Origin of the sequence: Marinactinospora rubrisoli (assembly GCF_042664915.1) — a bacterium.
Classification (GTDB): domain Bacteria; phylum Actinomycetota; class Actinomycetes; order Streptosporangiales; family Streptosporangiaceae; genus Marinitenerispora; species Marinitenerispora rubrisoli.
Genome location: NZ_JBHTBH010000011.1, coordinates 182,548 through 198,727 on the forward strand (window position 1 = coordinate 182,548; position 16,180 = coordinate 198,727).

A 16,180-nucleotide genomic window follows, 5' to 3' on the forward strand; every position below is an offset into this window, starting at 1 on the left:
GCCGCCCACCTGCGGCGGCACCGGCCGTACGGCCGCACCCGGCCCGCGTCTCTGTCGGGGCCGGACCGTACGCTGGCCGGGTGGCTCAGCAGCGACTCCCCCTCCAGGGCTCCCTCGACGACCTGGGGACCCCGCTGGCCGGCACCACGTTCGTCGTCGTCGACCTGGAGACCACCGGGTCGCGAGCGGACGGCGCCGGCATCACCGAGATCGGCGCCGTCCGGGTGCGCGGCGGCGAGGTGCTCGGCGAGTTCGGCACGCTCGTCAACCCCGGCGTCCCGATCCCGCCGTTCATCACGCTGCTGACCGGCATCACCCAGGCCATGGTGGCGCCCGCGCCGCGCATCGAGCAGGTGCTGCCGGCGTTCCTCGAGTTCGCCGGGCTGGACCGCGGCACGGTGCTGGTGGCCCACAACGCGCCCTTCGACGTCGGCTTCCTCAAGGCCGTCTGCGCCGCGCACGGTTTCGCCTGGCCGAACCCGCCGGTCGTCGACACGGTGCCGCTGGCCCGCCGCCTGGTCCCCCGTGACGAGGTGCGCGACCACAAGCTGGGCACGCTCGCCCGGCACTTCGGGGTGCCCGACGAGCCCACCCACCGGGCACTGGACGACGCCCGCGCCACCGTGGGGGTGCTGCACGCGCTCCTGGAGCGGCTCGGCTCGTTCGGCGTGGACACCCTGGAGGAGCTGCGCGCGTTCCGCACCGCGCCCACGGCCGCGCAGCGCCGCAAGCGGCGGCTCGCCGAGGACATGCCCGAGCGGCCGGGCGTCTACGTCTTCGAGGACGCCCGGGGCGATGCCCTCTACGTCGGCAAGAGCCGCAACCTGCGGCGGCGGGTGATGTCCTACTTCACGGCGTCGGAGACCCGCGGCCGGGTCCGGGAGATGATCGCCCTGGCCGAGCGGGTGACCCCCATCGTCTGTGGCACCGAGCTGGAGGCGGAGGTTCGCGAGCTGCGGCTGATCGCCGAGCGGCGGCCGCCGTACAACCGCCGGTCCCGCAACCCGGGGCGGGCCGTCTGGCTCAAGCTCACCCGGGAACGCTACCCCCGGCTGGCGCTGGTCCGCCGCGTGCTCGACGACGGCGCCACCTACTCCGGGCCGTTCCGGTCGGCCCGCGAGGCGGAGCTGGCCCGCGACGCCCTGCACCACGTCGTTCCGCTGCGGCAGTGCACGCACCGGTTCTCCCCGAGCCGGCCGGTCACGGCCTGCGTGCTGGCCGAACTGGGCCGGTGCGGCGCGCCGTGCGAGGGACGCGAGTCGCCCGAGGACTACGCCGCGCACGCCGAGCGCGCCGAGCGGGCGCTGACCGGCCAGACCGCGTCCGTCGTGCGGGCGCTCACCGGGCACATCCGCGAACTCTCGGCGCAGCTGCGCTACGAGGAGGCCGCCGCCCACCGCGACCGGCTGGCGGCCCTGCTCGCCGGCGCCGGGCGCGCCCAGCGGCTCACCGCCCTGGCGCGGCTGCCGCAGCTGGTCGCCGGCCGCCGCGGCGCGGCCGGGTGGGAGGTGTGCGTGGTCCGGCACGGCAGGCTGGCCGGCACCGGGCTGATGCGCCCCGGCACCGACCCGCACGCCTTCGTCCGCGCGCTCGTGGACACCGCCGAGACGGTCCCGCCCGGCCCCGGCCCGGCGCCACGCGCGGGCGCGGCCGAGATGGAGTGCGTGCTGCGCTGGCTGGACTCCCCCGGCGTCCGGCTGATCGACCTCGACACCCCGTGGACCTGCCCGGTGGACGGTGCGGACAGGTACCGCGACCTGACAGACTGGGACCGCGAGGCCGCTCCCGCGCGGCGGTGAGCCGCGGGCCGGGCGGAATCCCGCTTCGCCCAGGCGACCGCGACGACCCACGGAGACTGCGAGGCAGATGGCCGGCATCCCGCTCAGCGACGACTACCCGGTTCGCCGGGTCCCGGTCGTCACCTACCTGCTCATCGCGGTCAACGTCGGCGTGTACCTGCTCTCGCCGCTGTCGCAGATGGCGGTGTGGTACGGCGCCGAGCCGCTGGCGCGGTCGTGCGCGGTCGAGCTGTACCTGCTGCGGTGGGCGGCGGTCCCGGCGGAGCTGCTCACCGGCCAGCAGCTCCCCGACGCCACGCAGTGCCAGGGGGCCGGCTTCGGCAAGATCCCCGTGCTGTCGGCGTTCACCTCGATGTTCCTGCACGGCGGCGCACTGCACCTGCTCAGCAACATGGTGTACCTGTTCGTGTTCGGGCCGTGCGTGGAGGACCGGCTCGGCCGGTTCCGCTATCTCGCCTTCTACGTGGTCTGCGGGATCGCGGCCTGCTACGCGTTCGCGCTCGCCCAGGGCGCCGACGCCACGGTGCCGCTGGTCGGGGCGTCGGGGGCCATCTCGGGCGTGCTCGGCGGGTACCTGGTGGTGCAGTTCCGCAGCCGGGTCATCACCCTGGTGTTCGGTGTCATCCCGGTGCGGCTCCCCGGCTGGACGCTCGTGGCCACCTACTTCGTCCTCCAGTATTTTCTGTACGTCAGTCTCACCCTCTTCCCCGGCGAGCAGACCCAGACGGCCTACGCGGCGCACGTGTACGGTTTCGTCGCCGGGGTGGTCGGCGGACTGCTCATCTACCGGATCCGCTGGCGCGCCGGCTCCCGGCTCTCCGACGTGCACTGAGCACCGCCCGGGCCGCACCGGCGCCGCCCCGCCCACGCCAGGAGGCCCCCGTGATCACCGCGATCGTTCTCATCAAGGCCGACGTGCACCGCATCCCCGAGGTCGCCGAGGCGATCGCCGAGATCGACGGGGTCAGCGAGGTCTACTCGGTGACCGGTGGGGTGGACCTGATCGCGCTGGTGCGGGTGCGCCGGCACGAGGAGCTGGCCGATGTGATCCCGAACCGGGTCAACCGGGTGCCGGGCGTGCAGTCCTCCGACACGCACATCGCCTTCCACACCTACTCGCGGCATGACCTGGAGGCGGCGTTCTCGCTGGGTCTCTGACCGTAACGGCGTGCCGCCGGCCACGGCCGGCGGCACGGTCGGTCCCGTGACGGAGCCGCACTACGCCTGCTTGGCGAGCGCCTGACTGGTCTCGATCCAGCGCTGCAGCGTGGCGGCGGCGGCGCCGCTGTCGACGGCGTCGACCGCGCGGGCGTGACCCGCGGCCAGCGCCTCCTCCAGCGGGCCGCTGATGCCGTCGGCCGCGGCGAGGGCGGCGGCCGCGTTCAGCAGCACCGCGTCGCGCACCGGCCCGGGCCGGCCGTCGACGAAGTCGCGCACCACTGCGGCGTTGAACTCCACGTCGCCGCCGCGCAGCGCGTCGGGGGCGGCGCGCTCGATGCCGAGCACCGCCGGATCCAGGCTCTCGCGCCGGACCGCGCCGTCGTGCACGACCCAGACGGTCGACGTGGTGGTGGTGGTCAGCTCGTCGAGGCCGTCGTCGCCGCGGAACACCAGCGCGGAGTCGCCGCGCTCGGCGAACACCCCGGCGACGACCTCGCACATGCGCGGGTCGAACACCCCGACGGCGGCCGCACTCGGGCGGGCCGGGTTGGTGAGCGGGCCGAGGAAGTTGAAGACCGTGGGCACCGCCAGCTCGCGGCGGGTCCGGCCGGTGTGCCGCAGCGCCGGGTGGAACAGCGGCGCGAAGCAGAACGCGACCCCGGCCTCCTCGACCATCCGCGCGGTCTGCTCCGGGGGCAGGTCGATGACCACGCCCAGGCGCTCCAGCACGTCGGCGGTGCCGCACGAGGAGGAGGCGGCCCGGTTACCGTGCTTGACCACACGGGCGCCCGCGGCCGCGGCCACGATGACCGCCATGGTCGACACGTTCACGGTGTGCGCCTGGTCGCCGCCGGTGCCAACGATGTCGAGGGTCGGGCCGGGCACGGACACCAGGACGGCGTTGTCGAGCATGCCGCGCGCCAGTCCGGTGACCTCCTCGGCGGTCTCGCCCTTGGCGCGCATCGCCACGGCGAATCCGGCGATCTGCACGTCGGACGCCGACCCGGACATGATCTCGTTCATGGCCCACTGGGTGTCGGCGGCGGTCAGCGACCGGCCGGCCAGCAGGGCGCTGATCAGGGCGGACCAGGTGCGGTCAGGGGTGTTCACGGTCAGGGGTCTCGCTTCCTCGGGTGTGCGGTCTCGCAGCGTCGGACGGGTCGGCGTACGGCTCACCGGCGCCATCGGGCGCGAGCGCCGCCGGACCGGCCGCGCGGTCCGGGCCACCGGGCGGTGTTCACAGCCTCCGTGGCGGGAACGGAAAGCACAGCCTCCGTGGCGGGAACGGAGAACCCCGCCTCCGTGGCGGGAACGGACAACTCCGTCTCCGTAGGAACGGAAAGCACAGCCTCCGTGGCCGGAACGGCGAACACCGTGCCGGAGCCGGGTCTGAGTGCACACGTCATGGGAAGCAGCGTTCTGTCGGTCCTCGGGCCCCGCCACCGGCGGTGCGGGGCGGGGCGGAGCGGGCGGGGGCTCAGCCGGTGACGGCCAGCCGGTCGCGGCGCTGGCGCATCAGCTCGGCGAGCGACTCGGCCAGGGCCACGGGGTCGATCGGGTGACTCACGACCTTGTCGGCCCGCGACCAGGTGGCCAGCCACCCGTCGTCGCGCCGGCCGATGAGCAGCAGGACCGGCGGGCACTGGTAGATCTCGTCCTTGATCTGCCGGCAGACGCCCATCCCGCCGGCCGGGGTGGCCTCCCCGTCCAGGATCGCGACGTCGACGTCGCCCTCCTCCAGGCGGCGGACGGCACCGGGGGCCGTGGCGCACTCGATGAACTCCACCTTGGGGACGTCGGCGGCGGGCCGCCGGCCGATGGACAGCCGCACGTTCTCCCGAACCGCGGCGTTGTCGCTGTAGATGAGGACGCGCATCTTGGGGGTGTGCCGGGTACCGCTGTCCGCCATGGTGAACCGTCCTTGGGATCATCCCCGCGCGCGGGGAGCCGAGTAACTACCCAGTCGCGATCGTTTCCACACCGGCCGCACCAGGCCGGATCGCCCACACTCCGAGCCTATTGCCTTGCCGGTTCCGACACGACAGGATGCCAGCAGCGCTCCCCGAGGGGAAGCACCCGCCCCCGTCCGCCCGTTGCGGGCCCGGCGGCACGAACTCATAACGCACACCGCCGCGGTGGCACGGGCGGCGGACCGAAACGGCGGACCGCCGCGTCCCACCGGGGACCGGCCCACGGCACGGGTCCCGGCAGGTCGCGAAGGTGTCACGGCGGATCCGGCGGGGACGCCCCTCCCGGCGGCCCGAGGGCGCGGCCGGTCGGCGCGTTACGGGGGGTCGTGCAACGACCCTCGTCAGATGCCGCAATAATGCTCCCGTGGCGACAGCAACCGCGAACCAAGAAACAGGACCGACACCAGTACATGGTGCGGCGAAGCGACCTGACCTGGTGAGCGTTGGCACCATCGTCTGGTTGGCCAACGAGCTCATGTTCTTTGCGGCGCTGTTCGCGATGTACTACACCATCCGATCGGTGACCAAGGGCGATCCCAGCCTGGGCGAGTGGCCGGACGTTCACCTGAACGTGCCGTGGGCGCTCGGCATCACCGTGATTCTCGTGGCCTCCAGCTTCACCGCCCAGGCCGGCGTCATCGCGGCCGAACGCGGTGACGTGCGGAAGCTCCGTAAGTGGTTCTTCATCTCGTTCGTCATGGGCCTGATCTTCGTTCTGGGACAGGCGTATGAGTACTACGAGCTGATCGTGCACGAGGGACTGACGCTGCAGTCCAGCGCCTACGGCTCGATGTTCTACCTCACCACGGGCTTCCACGGCCTCCACGTGATCGGTGGTCTGATCGCGTTCCTGATCATGCTGGGACGCACGTACGCCGCGAAGCGCTTCACTCATCAGCAGGCGACCAGCGCCATCGTTGTGTCCTACTACTGGCACTTCGTTGACGTGGTCTGGATCGCTTTGTTCGCAACCATCTACTTCCTTCAGTAACCCGAACGGGGAAACCGTGAAATGGATTACCGCGCGGCGACGGCATCCCCTGGCGGGGTATGTCGTCGTCATACTCGCGCTGGCGTTCGTCGGGGTGGGCTACGCCTTCGTGGCGCCCACCGCGGAGCGGGCGCAGGCGCAGACCGTGGCCGCCGACGCTCCTGATGTGGATCTGCGCGAGGGACGGCAGATCTTCACCGAGAGCTGCGCCAGCTGCCACGGCCCCCAGGGCGCCGGCACCGCGACCGGCCCCGACCTGACCAACGTGGGTGCCGCGGCGGTCGACTTCCAGGTGAGCACCGGCCGCATGCCGTCGATGAACCCCGACGCGCAGATGCCCCGGCGCCCGACCCCCTTCACCCAGGAGGAGATCGACAACCTGGCGGCCTACGTCGCCACCTTCGGCGAGGGCCCGGCCGTGCCGACGAACGTGCCGGCGACCGCTCCGCAGCGCTCCGACTTCGAGAGCGAGGAGGAGTACGAGACCGCCCGGGAACGGTACGACGCGGCCTATGAGGAGTACATCGCCGGTGGCGACACCGAAGCCGGTATGAAGCTCTACCTGGCCAACTGCGCGCACTGCCACAGCTGGTCCGGCGCCGGCGGCGCGCTGACGGACGGGCGCTGGGCTCCCGAGCTGCACGACGCGAGCCCGCGTCAGCTCTACGAGGCCATGCTCACCGGCCCCGGTGCGATGCCGTTCTTCACCGACACCACCATCACCCCCGACGAGAAGCGGGACCTGATCGCGTACGTGAAGGACCTGCAGGCAGAACCGAACGCCGGTGGCATCTTCGCCCTCGACCGGATCGGGCAGGTCGCCGAGGGGTTCATCGGCTGGACCGTCGGCCTCACCCTGATCGTGGCGTGCGCGATCTGGATCACCGCGAAGCAGCGAGCCCATGACTGATAACAACAACCTCAACGGCGCCGGGGCGGGTGCGGAAGGCCGCGACCGTGTCATCGGCACCCCGACCGGGGACGGCGACACGCTGGTGTCGGCCGCCACGGAGTCGGCGTCCACCCACCCCCGGCACATCGGACCGTATCCCGCCGAGGAGACGCACCCGCGGACCGAGGAGCAGCAGCGCAGAGGCGAGAAGGGCGCCGCGCTGTGGTTCCTGATCGCGTTCGTCTCCGGCGTCGGCTTCCTGGTGAGCTACTTCCTGTTCGCGCCGTCGGACGGGGAGCCGGTGATCGCCAGCCCGGGCACGGGGCAGCTCGCCAACATGGTCATGGGCGGCACGCTCGCGCTGTCGCTGTTCGCCATCGGTGCGGGCATGACCGTGTGGGCCCGCCAGGTGATGCCGCACTATGAGGTGTCCACGCCGTACGACGAGCTCCCCTCCTCCCCCGAGGAGAAGTCGTCGTTCAGCGACTTCTTCATGAAGGGCGCGCACGAGAGCGGCTTCACCCGGCGCCCGCTGATGCGCCGGACGCTGATCGCCGCCATGCTGCCGCTGGGCCTCGCCCCCATCGTGCTGCTGCGCGACACCGGGCCGCTGCCCGGCGACCGCCTCAAGCACACCATGTGGGAGTCGGGCATGCGGATGGTGGTCGAGGGCACCGACCGCGAGATCCGGGTGACCGACCTGGAGCGCGCCGGTGGCATGATCACCGCGCTGCCCAAGGCGCCGCATGAGGGCGAGCACGGCCACGGGCTGACCCTCAACGAGCAGGCGAAGGCCGTCGTCCTGCTCATCAAGATGGACGAGTTCGGCCCGGACATGACCGAGGAGCAGCGCTCCTGGACGGCCGACGGGATCGTCGCGTATTCCAAGATCTGCACGCACGTCGGCTGCCCGGCGGCGCTGTACGAGCGGACCACGCACCGGATCCTGTGCCCGTGCCACCAGTCGACGTTCGACGCCGCCAACGGCGCCAAGGTCGTCTTCGGCCCGGCCCACCGGCCGCTCCCCCAGCTGCCGCTGAGGGTGGACGACGAGGGGTACCTCGTCGCGGCCGGCGACTTCTCCAGCGCCGTCGGTCCGACGTTCTGGGACGCGGAGAAGGGTGACTAGCAATGAGTGACACGCCGGCACCCAAGTCGCTGCGCGCGGTCGGCAACTTCATCGACGACCGGTTCCACCTGTCCAAGACGGGCGAGAAGAACCTGCGCAAGGTCTTCCCGAACCACTGGTCGTTCATGCTGGGCGAGATCGCGCTCTACTCGTTCATCATCCTGCTGCTCACCGGGGTGTTCCTCACCCTGTGGTTCAAGCCGAGCATGACGGAGATCGTCTACGACGGCTCCTACGAGCGCCTGAACGGCGTGCTGATGAGCGAGGCGTACGCCTCGACGCTGCACATCACGTTCGACGTCCGCGGCGGCCTGCTCATGCGGCAGATCCACCACTGGGCGGCGCTGATCTTCGTGGCGTCCATGACGGTCCACATGCTCCGGGTGTTCTTCACCGGTGCCTTCCGCAAGCCGCGGGAGATCAACTGGACCATCGGCGCCATCATCCTGGTGCTGTCCTTCGTCGAGGGCCTCTTCGGCTACTCGCTGCCGGACGACCTGCCCTCGGGCATGGGCGTGCGCATTCTGCAGGGTGTGATCCTGTCGATCCCGGTCATCGGGACCTACGTGATGATGTTCCTGTTCGGCGGGGAGTTCCCCGGCGAGGACATCATTCCGCGGCTGTACATGCTGCACATTCTGCTGATCCCGGGCATCCTGCTGGCGCTGATCGTGGCGCACTTCATGATCCTGTGGCACCAGAAGCACACGCAGTACCCGGGGACCGGGCGCACGGAGAAGAAGGTCGTGGGCACGCCCATGTACCCGGCGTTCGCCGTCAAGGCGGGCGGGTTCTTCTTCTTCACGTTCGCGGTCATCGTGGGCCTCAGCGCTTTCGTGCAGATCAACCCGATCCACCTCTTCGGGCCCTTCACTCCGACGTCCATCACCTCGGGTCTGCAACCCGACTGGTACATGGGCTTCATGGAGGGCGCGCTGCGCATCTTCCCGAACTGGTTCGACTTCGACATCGCCGGGTACGCGGTGCCGGTCGGCGTGCTGGTTCCGGGTCTGGGCAGCATCGGGGTCCTGGCCATCGCGCTCATCGCCTGGCCGTGGATCGAGCAGTGGATCACCCGCGACCGGGCGCACCACAATGTCGCGGACCGTCCGCGCAACGCCCCGACCCGCACGGCGCTCGGCGTCGCGGCGGCCACGGTGTACGGCCTGCTCTGGCTGGCCGGCTCCAACGACATCCTCTCGGAGACGTTCTCGATCAACCTGTACCTGACCACCTGGATCTTCCGGGTGAGCGTCATCGCCGGGCCGATCGTCGCGTTCATCGTCACCAAGCGGATCTGCCTCGGCCTGCAGCGCCGGGACCGCGAGACGCTGGAGCACGGTTACGAGAGCGGCACCATCGAGCAGCTGCCCAGCGGTGAGTTCATCGAGGTGCACAAGACGTCGTCCCCGGAGACGGTGCACGTGCTGCAGAGCAAGCAGCCGGTGCCCCGGATCGACGTGGAGGCCGCCGACGAGGAGGGCGTGGAGTCGCCGGAGGCCCGCAGCATCATGGGCCGCCTCCGCAACCGCCTGGCGCACTGGTACACGAAGGACAACATCTCCTTCGAGGGCGTCCGGCCGCACAGCGGGCACCACCTCCACCACGGCCACAGCACGGCCGCGGCGGACGAGGGCGAGCACGAACCCGCGAAGACCCACTGACGGCCCGCAGCGGCGCGCTGAGCGCCGTGCAGGACCGTTCACCGAAGGCCCGGACCCCGCATGGGGCTCCGGGCCTTCGTGTCGTCCACGGTGGACGTGGGACGGGTGCGGGCGGGACCCGGCGGCGGCGAGAGCGAGCCGTCCGGCCGGAGACGGCCCCGTACCGGACCGGACGCTCGGGAGAGACGGCCCGGGCGTCCTCGGGTCGGCGGCCGGCACGGGACGCCGAGCCGCTCCGCGCGGCATCCGGCGCGCCCCCTCGCCGGTGTCCGCCCGCGCGGGACGGCGGGGACGCGCGGAACCTCAGAACACCGGACGGCCCCCCGGAGCGTCCGCTCCGGGGGGCCGTAGGATGTACTCCCGTGAAGGGCGGGAGAGGCTCTGCGGCTAGCTCGCGGCCGGGGACACCTGGGCGTCCGCCTCGGCGCCGAACGGGCTGCCGGGGGTGCCGGGCTCGTCGGTGGCGTCCGGCTCCCCGACGGCGCTGTTCTCCAGCCACTCATCCCAGGAGCGCTGCCAGTAGCCCCAGCCGTTGTCGACCTCCAGCTCGCGGTCGGTGCCGGTCACCACGTACGGGTCGCCCATGAGCGAGTTCTCGTAGAACCAGCGGGCGTCCTCGGTACTGGCGTTGGTGCAGCCGTGGCTCAGGTTGGCCTGGCCGAGCGAGCCGTTCCAGGGGGCCGCGTGCAGGAACTCGCCGCTGTTGGAGAAGCGGACCGCGTAGTCGACGTCCAGCTTGTAGTAGTCCGGGTGGCCTTCGGGGATGCCCACCGTGGCCGAGTCCATGACCAGGTGCTGGTACTTCTCCATGGTCAGGTGCACGCCGCTGGTGGTGGTGTAGGCCCGGGTGGAGCCGTTGCCGTTGCTGATCGGGAACTCGCGGACGGTCTCGCCGCCGCTCTCGACCACCGCCTGGTGCGTGTCGTTGTCGACCGTGGTGATCTGCTCACGGCCGATCTGGAAGTCGATCTGGTAGTTCTCGACGCCGTAGACGCCGTCGGCGGCCGGCACTCCGGCCAGGTGCAGGTTCACCGTGACGTTCTGGTCGGGCTCCCAGTACTCCTCGGTGCGGAACACCGCGGTCTGGTCGCCGAACCAGTTCCAGGCGCCCACGGCCGGCTTCTCGGAGACGACCTCCATGGCCGCCTCGACCTGGGCCTTGTTCTGCACCGGCAGGTCGAAGTTGACGATGATGGGCATGCCGACGCCGACGGTCTCGTCGCTGAGCGGGAAGTTCGAGGCGAGCTCCAGCCGCTGGCCCTCGGTGGCCGGCAGCGTCGAGAAGGAGCTGACCACCTCGGTGGTCTCGCCATCGGCGTCCTCGGCCGTCGCGGTGACGGTGACCTCGCTGCCGGGGGTGAGGGTCCAGTCGCTGACCCACTCGGTCTTGTCCTCGTTGAGGCTTCCGGTGATGGCGTCCAGGCCGGCGGCGTCCTCCGGTGACCGCTCCGGTTGCTCGGCGGCGGGCTCCGCGCCCTCGGGTGCGGTCTGCTCCACCTTCACGTCGGTGATCGTGCCGTTCGTGGCGGTCACCGTGACGGGAAGGTCGGGGCGCACCTCGGCGGCGCCGTCTTCAGGGCTGATCTGGAGTTCGACCGCGTCGCCGCCGCCCTCGGCGCCAGTGGTGTCGGCTCCGGTACCGGAGCAGGCCGTGGCGAGGAGGAGGCCCCCCACGGCCAGTCCGACACCCATCCGGCGCAGCGACGGTGGGAATGCGCTGCCGTTCACGCGTGCGACCTCCAGCATCTGCTCGACCAGTGCGTTTCGGTCCGGTTGGACGCGTAACCGAGCACGCAGGTTCCGAGAAAACCGACAAGAACCACAAGCACTGCCAGGAGCGACCAAGGGGGACGACCTGCATCAAGAGGTCTCGACCGCCCAAATGAGAATACCCCGGCAAGGCACCGATCTCCGTGGAAAAAGGTGCCCAACCGGGGTCACAGATCAGTCAATCTGTCGCTAAAACGGACAGAGACCGCTCGGTGGTCGGGTCAGCTCAGTGCTGGAACTCCTTGCGGTAGTACTCGAAGACCCAGCCGATGGCCGTGAGGATGATGGCGAACCCGCCGATGAACACCATCCACCAGCCGATCGCCACACCGACGGCCGTGAAGGCCACCGACGCCGCAACGAACAGCGGCCACCAGCTGTGCGGGCTGAAGAAGCCGTACTCGCCGGCGTTCTCGCTGATCTCGCCGTCCAGCCGCTCCTCGGGAGCCAGGCCGTGGTGGCGCTCACTGCGCCGGGCGGCCTGCCACAGCCAGAAGCCGATCATCCACCCGAAGGCGATGGAGACCACCAGCGCGACGGTGCCCGTCCACTCGATGTGGCCCTCGACCGCCCACGCCCAGTAGGCGTAGAGCGCCGCACAGACCCCGAAGAAGGTCGAGACCCCCATGAACAGATACGCCTGCATCTTCATGCCGGAACTCCTCCTCCCCTACTTGTCGCCGGTGACGGTGGCCGGGACCGCGCCGGGCGCGGCCGCGTGCGGGTGGTGCAGGTCGAACGCCGGGCGCTCGGACCGGATCCGCGGCAGCGAGGTGAAGTTGTGCCGCGGCGGCGGGCAGGAGGTCGCCCACTCAAGCGAGCAGCCGTACCCCCACGGGTCGTCGACCTCGACCTTGGGCGCGTTCTTGTGGGTGATCCACACGTTCCAGAAGAAGATCAGGGTGGAGGCGCCCAGCACGAACGACGAGATCGAGGAGAACTGGTTCATGCCGGTGAAGCCGTCCGCGGCGGAGTAGTCGGCGTACCGCCGCGGGAAGCCCGCCGCGCCCAGCCAGTGCTGCACCAGGAACGTGCCGTGGAAACCGAGGAACAGCAGCCAGAAGTGCGCCTTGGCCAGCTTCTCGTTCAGCATCTTGCCGGTGAACTTCGGCCACCAGTAGTAGAAGCCGGCGAACATCGCGAACACCACGGTGCCGAAGACCACGTAGTGGAAGTGCGCCACCACGAAGTAGGTGTCGGTGACGTGGAAGTCGATCGGCGGCGAGGCCAGCAGCACGCCCGTCAGACCGCCGAACAGGAAGGTCACCATGAAGCCCACGGTGAACAGCAGCGGGGACTTGAAGTCGAGCTGTCCGCGCCACATGGTGCCGATCCAGTTGAAGAACTTCACGCCGGTGGGCACCGCGATGAGGAAGGTCATGAACGAGAAGAACGGCAGCAGCACCGCGCCGGTCGGGAACATGTGGTGCGCCCACACGGTGACCGACAGGCCGGCGATGGCGATGGTCGCCCCGACGAGGCTCTTGTAGCCGAAGATCGGCTTGCGGCTGAACACCGGGAGGATCTCCGTCGCGATACCGAAGAACGGCAGCGCGATGATGTACACCTCGGGGTGGCCGAAGAACCAGAACAGGTGCTGCCACAGGATGGCGCCGCCGTGCTCGGGCAGGAACACCTGGGTGCCCACGATACGGTCGGCGGCCAGCGCGATCAGCGCGGCGGTCAGCACCGGGAACGCGATGAGCACCAGCACGCTGGTCAGCATCGTGTTCCACGAGAAGATCGACATGCGGAACATCGTCATACCGGGCGCGCGCATGCACAGGCCCGTGGTGATGAAGTTGACCGCACCGAGGATCGTGCCCAGACCGCTGACGACCAGACCCAGGATCCACAGGTCGCCGCCCAGGCCCGGCGAGCGGACCGCGTCGGACAGCGGGGTGTAGGCGAACCAGCCGAAGCTCGCCGCGCCGCCCGGGGTGAGGAACCCGGCCACCGCGATGAGGCTGCCGAACAGGTACAGGTAGTACCCGAACAGGTTCATGCGGGGGAACGCCACGTCGGGCGCCCCGATGTGCAGCGGCATGATGATGTTCGAGAAGCCGACGAACAGCGGCGTCGCGAACATCAGCAGCATGATCGTGCCGTGCATCGTGAACAGCTGGTTGAACTGTTCGTTCGTCATCATCTGCATGCCGGGCAGGAACAGCTCGGCGCGGATGAGCAGGGCGAGGATGCCGCCGAAGATGAAGAAACCGAACGAGGTGATCAGGTACATGTACCCGATGACCTTGTGGTCGGTCGACGTCAGCCAGTTGACGATGATCGAGCCCTTGCGGGTCGGCCCGGACTCGGCCGGGCGCACCGCTTTCTCGGCGATGGCCGTCATGACTGGTCCGCCTCCTCTTCGGCCCGCTCCGCCTGGTCAGGCTGCCGGGCCTCCTGCTCGTCCGACTCCGCCTCGGTGGCGGAGGCGCCGGTGTCGCCACCGGTCCGCTCCTCATCCGCGGCGCCGGGCTCCTCACCGGCCGCCGGGGAGGGCGAGCCGGCCGGCTGTCCGGCCGGGCTCTCCTCGGCCGCCGGGCTGGGCTGGGCCGGAACGGGCTCCGGCAGCGCCTCGGGGTTCTGCCGCTGCTCCGCGATCCAGGCCTCGTACTCCTCGGGGCTGACCACCCGAACGGTGAACAGCATGCGGGAGTGGTCGACACCGCACAGCTCGGCGCAGCGACCGGCGAAGGTGCCCTCGACGTCGGGGTTCACCCGGACCTGGAACTCGTTGGGGTGCCCCGGGATGACGTCCATCTTGAAGAGGAACGCCGGGATCCAGAACGAGTGGATGACGTCCGGCGACTCCAGGTCGAAGTGGACGACGCTGTCATTGGGGATGACCAGTTCCGGGTCGTCGCCGGGGACACCGGCGACGGAGACGTCGTGGCCGTTGATGTCCTCCTCACCCTCGTAAACGAACTGCCAGCTCCACTGGAAGGCGTTCACGTGGATGTTGACGTCGGCCGGCTCGTCGGTCTCCAGCAGATAGGTCTGGTCCCGGGCGGTGAAGTAGAACAGCACCGCGATCACGACGATGGGCAGAACGGTGTACAGCGCCTCGATGGGCAGGTTGTAGCGCACCTGCGGCGGGAGCTGCTCGGAGCGCTTGCGGTGGAAGATGACCGACCAGATGATCAGTCCCCACACGAGAATGCCGACCGCGAAGGCCGCCACCCACGAACCCTGCCAGAGCGCCAGCACGCGCTCGGCCTGCTCGGTGATCGGCTCCGGCACACCCAAACGAGTGAACTCGTTCGACGCGCAGCCGGTCGCGGCAATGCCCAACGCGGCGAGCGCGGCGCCACGTGGTGCCCATCGGCGCAGCGCGTTGCGCCGATTCCTATGGCGGGTCGGACTCACGGATTGCCTTCCCAGCGGTGATCGCCCGCGCGGCGCGCGGGCGGGTGGTATATCCAAAGCTTGTCAACGGGAAACACTAGCGCGAACCGCCCGCGCCCCCGGTCGCGGGCGCCCGGGGTGAGCGTGTTGTCCGGCCGCCCGTCCAGGCGGAGCGGGCGCGGCGCGCGGGTCGGGGGACGCCGGGGCACGGCGCCCCGCCGAGTCGGCGTCCCGCGTTCTCCGCACGGTCGAGCCGTCAGCACGGCGCCGCCGACGTGCGGCCACCTCGGGTCCACCACCGCGGCGGCGCGGTATCGCGTTCGTGTCGCCCAGCCCGCCGCCGGCTCGCCTCCGGTCCATGTCGCTCGGCCTCGGGTCGCCGGTGCGGGCTACAGCGAGATTACCGCTGGTTTTACGGCGCCCTTAACCGGGTGCCGGTTAGCCGCCCACGTGGGTAAAGATTGGGATACGAGCCCAGTGCAGAAGGAGTTCCGGTGCCGGAGCAGCCAGTGCTGACCATCGACGCGATCGGCCGCAAGTGCCCGATCCCGATCATCATGCTCGCCGGGCGGCTTCGGGAGGTCCCGATCGGCTCGGTGATCGCGGTCACCGCCGACGACCCCGCGGCCAAGAGCGACATCCCGTCGTGGTGCCGGCTGAAGATGCAGCAGTTCGTCGCCGAGGTCCCGCTGCAGCACGGCAGCGCGTTCCACATTCGGCGAATGTACTGACGGACCGCTGAGGCAGCGCCGGGCCGCCTTCCGGCCGGCGCCGGGTGGAAGGAGCAGCAAAAGGGCCGCGCGACCGAGGAGGTCGCGCGGCCTTCGTGTCTGCGCGTCAGCGCGCGTAGTACTCGACGACGAGCTGCTCGTCGAAGGGCACCGGCACCTGCTCACGCTTGGGGCGGTCGACCACCGCGATACGGAGGTCCTGGTGGCTCACGGCCAGGAAACCGGCGATCTTGTCGTCCGCGTGCACGCCCTCGGCGGCCTCCACGAACGGCACCATGTTCCGCGACTTCTCGCGGACGCTGATGATCTGGCCCGGCTTGACCTGGTACGACGGGATGTCGACCTTCTTGCCGTCCACGGTGATGTGGCCGTGGCTGATGAACTGCCGCGCGGCGTAGATCGACGCCGCGAAGCCCGCGCGCAGCACGACCGTCACCAGGCGCAGCTCCAGCTCGGCGATCATCTCCTCACCGGTACGTCCCGGCCGCTTCTTGGCGGTCTCGTAGACGCGGGCGAGCTGCTTCTCCGACAGGTCGTAGTACCAGCGGAGCTTCTGCTTCTCGGCCTGCCGGACGGCGTAGTCGCTGGTGGAGCGACGCACACGGCGGCCGTGCTCGCCGGGGGGGTAGGGCCGCTTCTCGAAGTAGCTGACCGCCTTACGGGTCAGCGGGGTACCGGCGCGCCGGGACAACCGCACCTTCGGTCCGGTGTAGCGCATTCACGTC

The 16,180-nt window shown here is 70.3% G+C and carries 15 protein-coding genes; 8 read left to right on the forward strand and 7 right to left on the reverse strand.

Annotation, left to right across the window (positions count from 1 at the left end):
- The first annotated feature begins 80 nt into the window (after positions 1 to 80).
- The 3 genes from ACFQRF_RS21845 (at position 81) to ACFQRF_RS21855 (ending at position 2,957) form a co-directional block, all read left to right on the forward strand.
- On the forward strand, positions 81 to 1,799 hold the full coding sequence (locus ACFQRF_RS21845) for a DEDD exonuclease domain-containing protein (protein WP_379873016.1): 1,719 nt from the start codon (positions 81 to 83) through the stop codon (positions 1,797 to 1,799).
- Positions 1,800 to 1,866: 67 nt separating this feature from the next.
- Positions 1,867 to 2,631, forward strand: coding sequence for a rhomboid family intramembrane serine protease (locus ACFQRF_RS21850; protein WP_379873017.1), 765 nt, complete (start codon positions 1,867 to 1,869; stop codon positions 2,629 to 2,631).
- Positions 2,632 to 2,681: 50 nt separating this feature from the next.
- Complete coding sequence (locus tag ACFQRF_RS21855; RefSeq protein ID WP_379873018.1) at positions 2,682 to 2,957, forward strand: Lrp/AsnC family transcriptional regulator; 276 nt, start codon at positions 2,682 to 2,684, stop codon at positions 2,955 to 2,957.
- 60 nt (positions 2,958 to 3,017) lie between these two features.
- Here the strand turns inward: ACFQRF_RS21855 and trpD are convergent, their stop codons facing one another.
- On the reverse strand, positions 3,018 to 4,070 hold the full coding sequence (trpD, locus tag ACFQRF_RS21860) for an anthranilate phosphoribosyltransferase (protein ID WP_379873019.1): 1,053 nt from the start codon (positions 4,068 to 4,070) through the stop codon (positions 3,018 to 3,020).
- 367 nt (positions 4,071 to 4,437) lie between these two features.
- Positions 4,438 to 4,869 (reverse strand): DNA-binding transcriptional response regulator, encoded by a 432-nt coding sequence (locus ACFQRF_RS21865; protein ID WP_379873020.1) that lies wholly within the window; start codon positions 4,867 to 4,869, stop codon positions 4,438 to 4,440.
- A 425-nt stretch (positions 4,870 to 5,294) separates the two neighbouring features.
- On the opposite strand from ACFQRF_RS21865, the gene ctaE reads away from it, so the two are divergent.
- Genes ctaE through qcrB form a run of 4 tightly spaced genes read left to right on the forward strand, consistent with a single transcriptional unit; the run spans position 5,295 to position 9,606 of the window.
- The gene (gene ctaE, locus ACFQRF_RS21870) at positions 5,295 to 5,921 is read left to right on the forward strand and encodes an aa3-type cytochrome oxidase subunit III (protein ID WP_465262338.1); all 627 of its coding nucleotides are present in this window, start codon (positions 5,295 to 5,297) and stop codon (positions 5,919 to 5,921) included.
- 16 nt (positions 5,922 to 5,937) lie between these two features.
- The gene (gene qcrC, locus ACFQRF_RS21875) at positions 5,938 to 6,831 is read left to right on the forward strand and encodes a cytochrome bc1 complex diheme cytochrome c subunit (RefSeq protein ID WP_379873021.1); all 894 of its coding nucleotides are present in this window, start codon (positions 5,938 to 5,940) and stop codon (positions 6,829 to 6,831) included.
- The gene (gene qcrA / locus ACFQRF_RS21880; RefSeq protein ID WP_379873022.1) at positions 6,824 to 7,942 is read left to right on the forward strand and encodes a cytochrome bc1 complex Rieske iron-sulfur subunit; all 1,119 of its coding nucleotides are present in this window, start codon (positions 6,824 to 6,826) and stop codon (positions 7,940 to 7,942) included. The genes qcrC and qcrA overlap by 8 nt, the downstream gene beginning before the upstream one ends.
- A gap of 2 nt (positions 7,943 to 7,944) precedes the next feature.
- Entirely contained in the window at positions 7,945 to 9,606 is a 1,662-nt protein-coding gene (qcrB, locus tag ACFQRF_RS21885; RefSeq protein ID WP_379873023.1) for a cytochrome bc1 complex cytochrome b subunit, read from the forward strand.
- A gap of 387 nt (positions 9,607 to 9,993) precedes the next feature.
- On the opposite strand, the gene ACFQRF_RS21890 is transcribed toward qcrB, so the two are convergent.
- From ACFQRF_RS21890 to ctaC, 4 genes are all read right to left on the reverse strand, one after another.
- The gene (locus tag ACFQRF_RS21890; protein ID WP_379873024.1) at positions 9,994 to 11,334 is read right to left on the reverse strand and encodes a L,D-transpeptidase; all 1,341 of its coding nucleotides are present in this window, start codon (positions 11,332 to 11,334) and stop codon (positions 9,994 to 9,996) included.
- A gap of 268 nt (positions 11,335 to 11,602) precedes the next feature.
- The gene (locus ACFQRF_RS21895; RefSeq protein WP_379873025.1) at positions 11,603 to 12,028 is read right to left on the reverse strand and encodes a cytochrome c oxidase subunit 4; all 426 of its coding nucleotides are present in this window, start codon (positions 12,026 to 12,028) and stop codon (positions 11,603 to 11,605) included.
- Positions 12,029 to 12,046: 18 nt separating this feature from the next.
- Positions 12,047 to 13,726, reverse strand: coding sequence for an aa3-type cytochrome oxidase subunit I (ctaD, locus tag ACFQRF_RS21900; RefSeq protein WP_379873026.1), 1,680 nt, complete (start codon positions 13,724 to 13,726; stop codon positions 12,047 to 12,049).
- Positions 13,723 to 14,745, reverse strand: a complete 1,023-nt coding sequence (gene ctaC, locus ACFQRF_RS21905; RefSeq protein WP_465262339.1) for an aa3-type cytochrome oxidase subunit II — start codon at positions 14,743 to 14,745, stop codon at positions 13,723 to 13,725. The genes ctaD and ctaC overlap by 4 nt, the downstream gene beginning before the upstream one ends.
- Positions 14,746 to 15,218: 473 nt before the next feature.
- On the opposite strand from ctaC, the gene ACFQRF_RS21910 reads away from it, so the two are divergent.
- A complete protein-coding gene (locus tag ACFQRF_RS21910) occupies positions 15,219 to 15,455 on the forward strand; it encodes a sulfurtransferase TusA family protein (protein ID WP_379873028.1) in 237 nt (78 codons plus the stop codon).
- Between the two features lie 106 nt (positions 15,456 to 15,561).
- Here ACFQRF_RS21910 and rpsD read toward each other — a convergent pair whose 3' ends face one another.
- Entirely contained in the window at positions 15,562 to 16,173 is a 612-nt protein-coding gene (rpsD, locus tag ACFQRF_RS21915; RefSeq protein WP_379873029.1) for a 30S ribosomal protein S4, read from the reverse strand.
- Between the last annotated feature and the right edge of the window lie 7 nt (positions 16,174 to 16,180).

Bases quoted from the DNA above. Each gene is read 5' to 3' on its own strand.
- ACFQRF_RS21850 (WP_379873017.1), top strand. From the start codon at position 1,867: ATGGCCGGCATCCCGCTCAGCGACGACTACCCGGTTCGCCGGGTCCCG.
- ACFQRF_RS21865 (WP_379873020.1), bottom strand. From the start codon at position 4,869: ATGGCGGACAGCGGTACCCGGCACACCCCCAAGATGCGCGTCCTCATC.
- qcrA (WP_379873022.1), top strand. From the start codon at position 6,824: ATGACTGATAACAACAACCTCAACGGCGCCGGGGCGGGTGCGGAAGGC.
- qcrB (WP_379873023.1), top strand. From the start codon at position 7,945: ATGAGTGACACGCCGGCACCCAAGTCGCTGCGCGCGGTCGGCAACTTC.
- ACFQRF_RS21895 (WP_379873025.1), bottom strand. From the start codon at position 12,028: ATGAAGATGCAGGCGTATCTGTTCATGGGGGTCTCGACCTTCTTCGGG.
- ctaD (WP_379873026.1), bottom strand. From the start codon at position 13,726: ATGACGGCCATCGCCGAGAAAGCGGTGCGCCCGGCCGAGTCCGGGCCG.
- rpsD (WP_379873029.1), bottom strand. From the start codon at position 16,173: ATGCGCTACACCGGACCGAAGGTGCGGTTGTCCCGGCGCGCCGGTACC.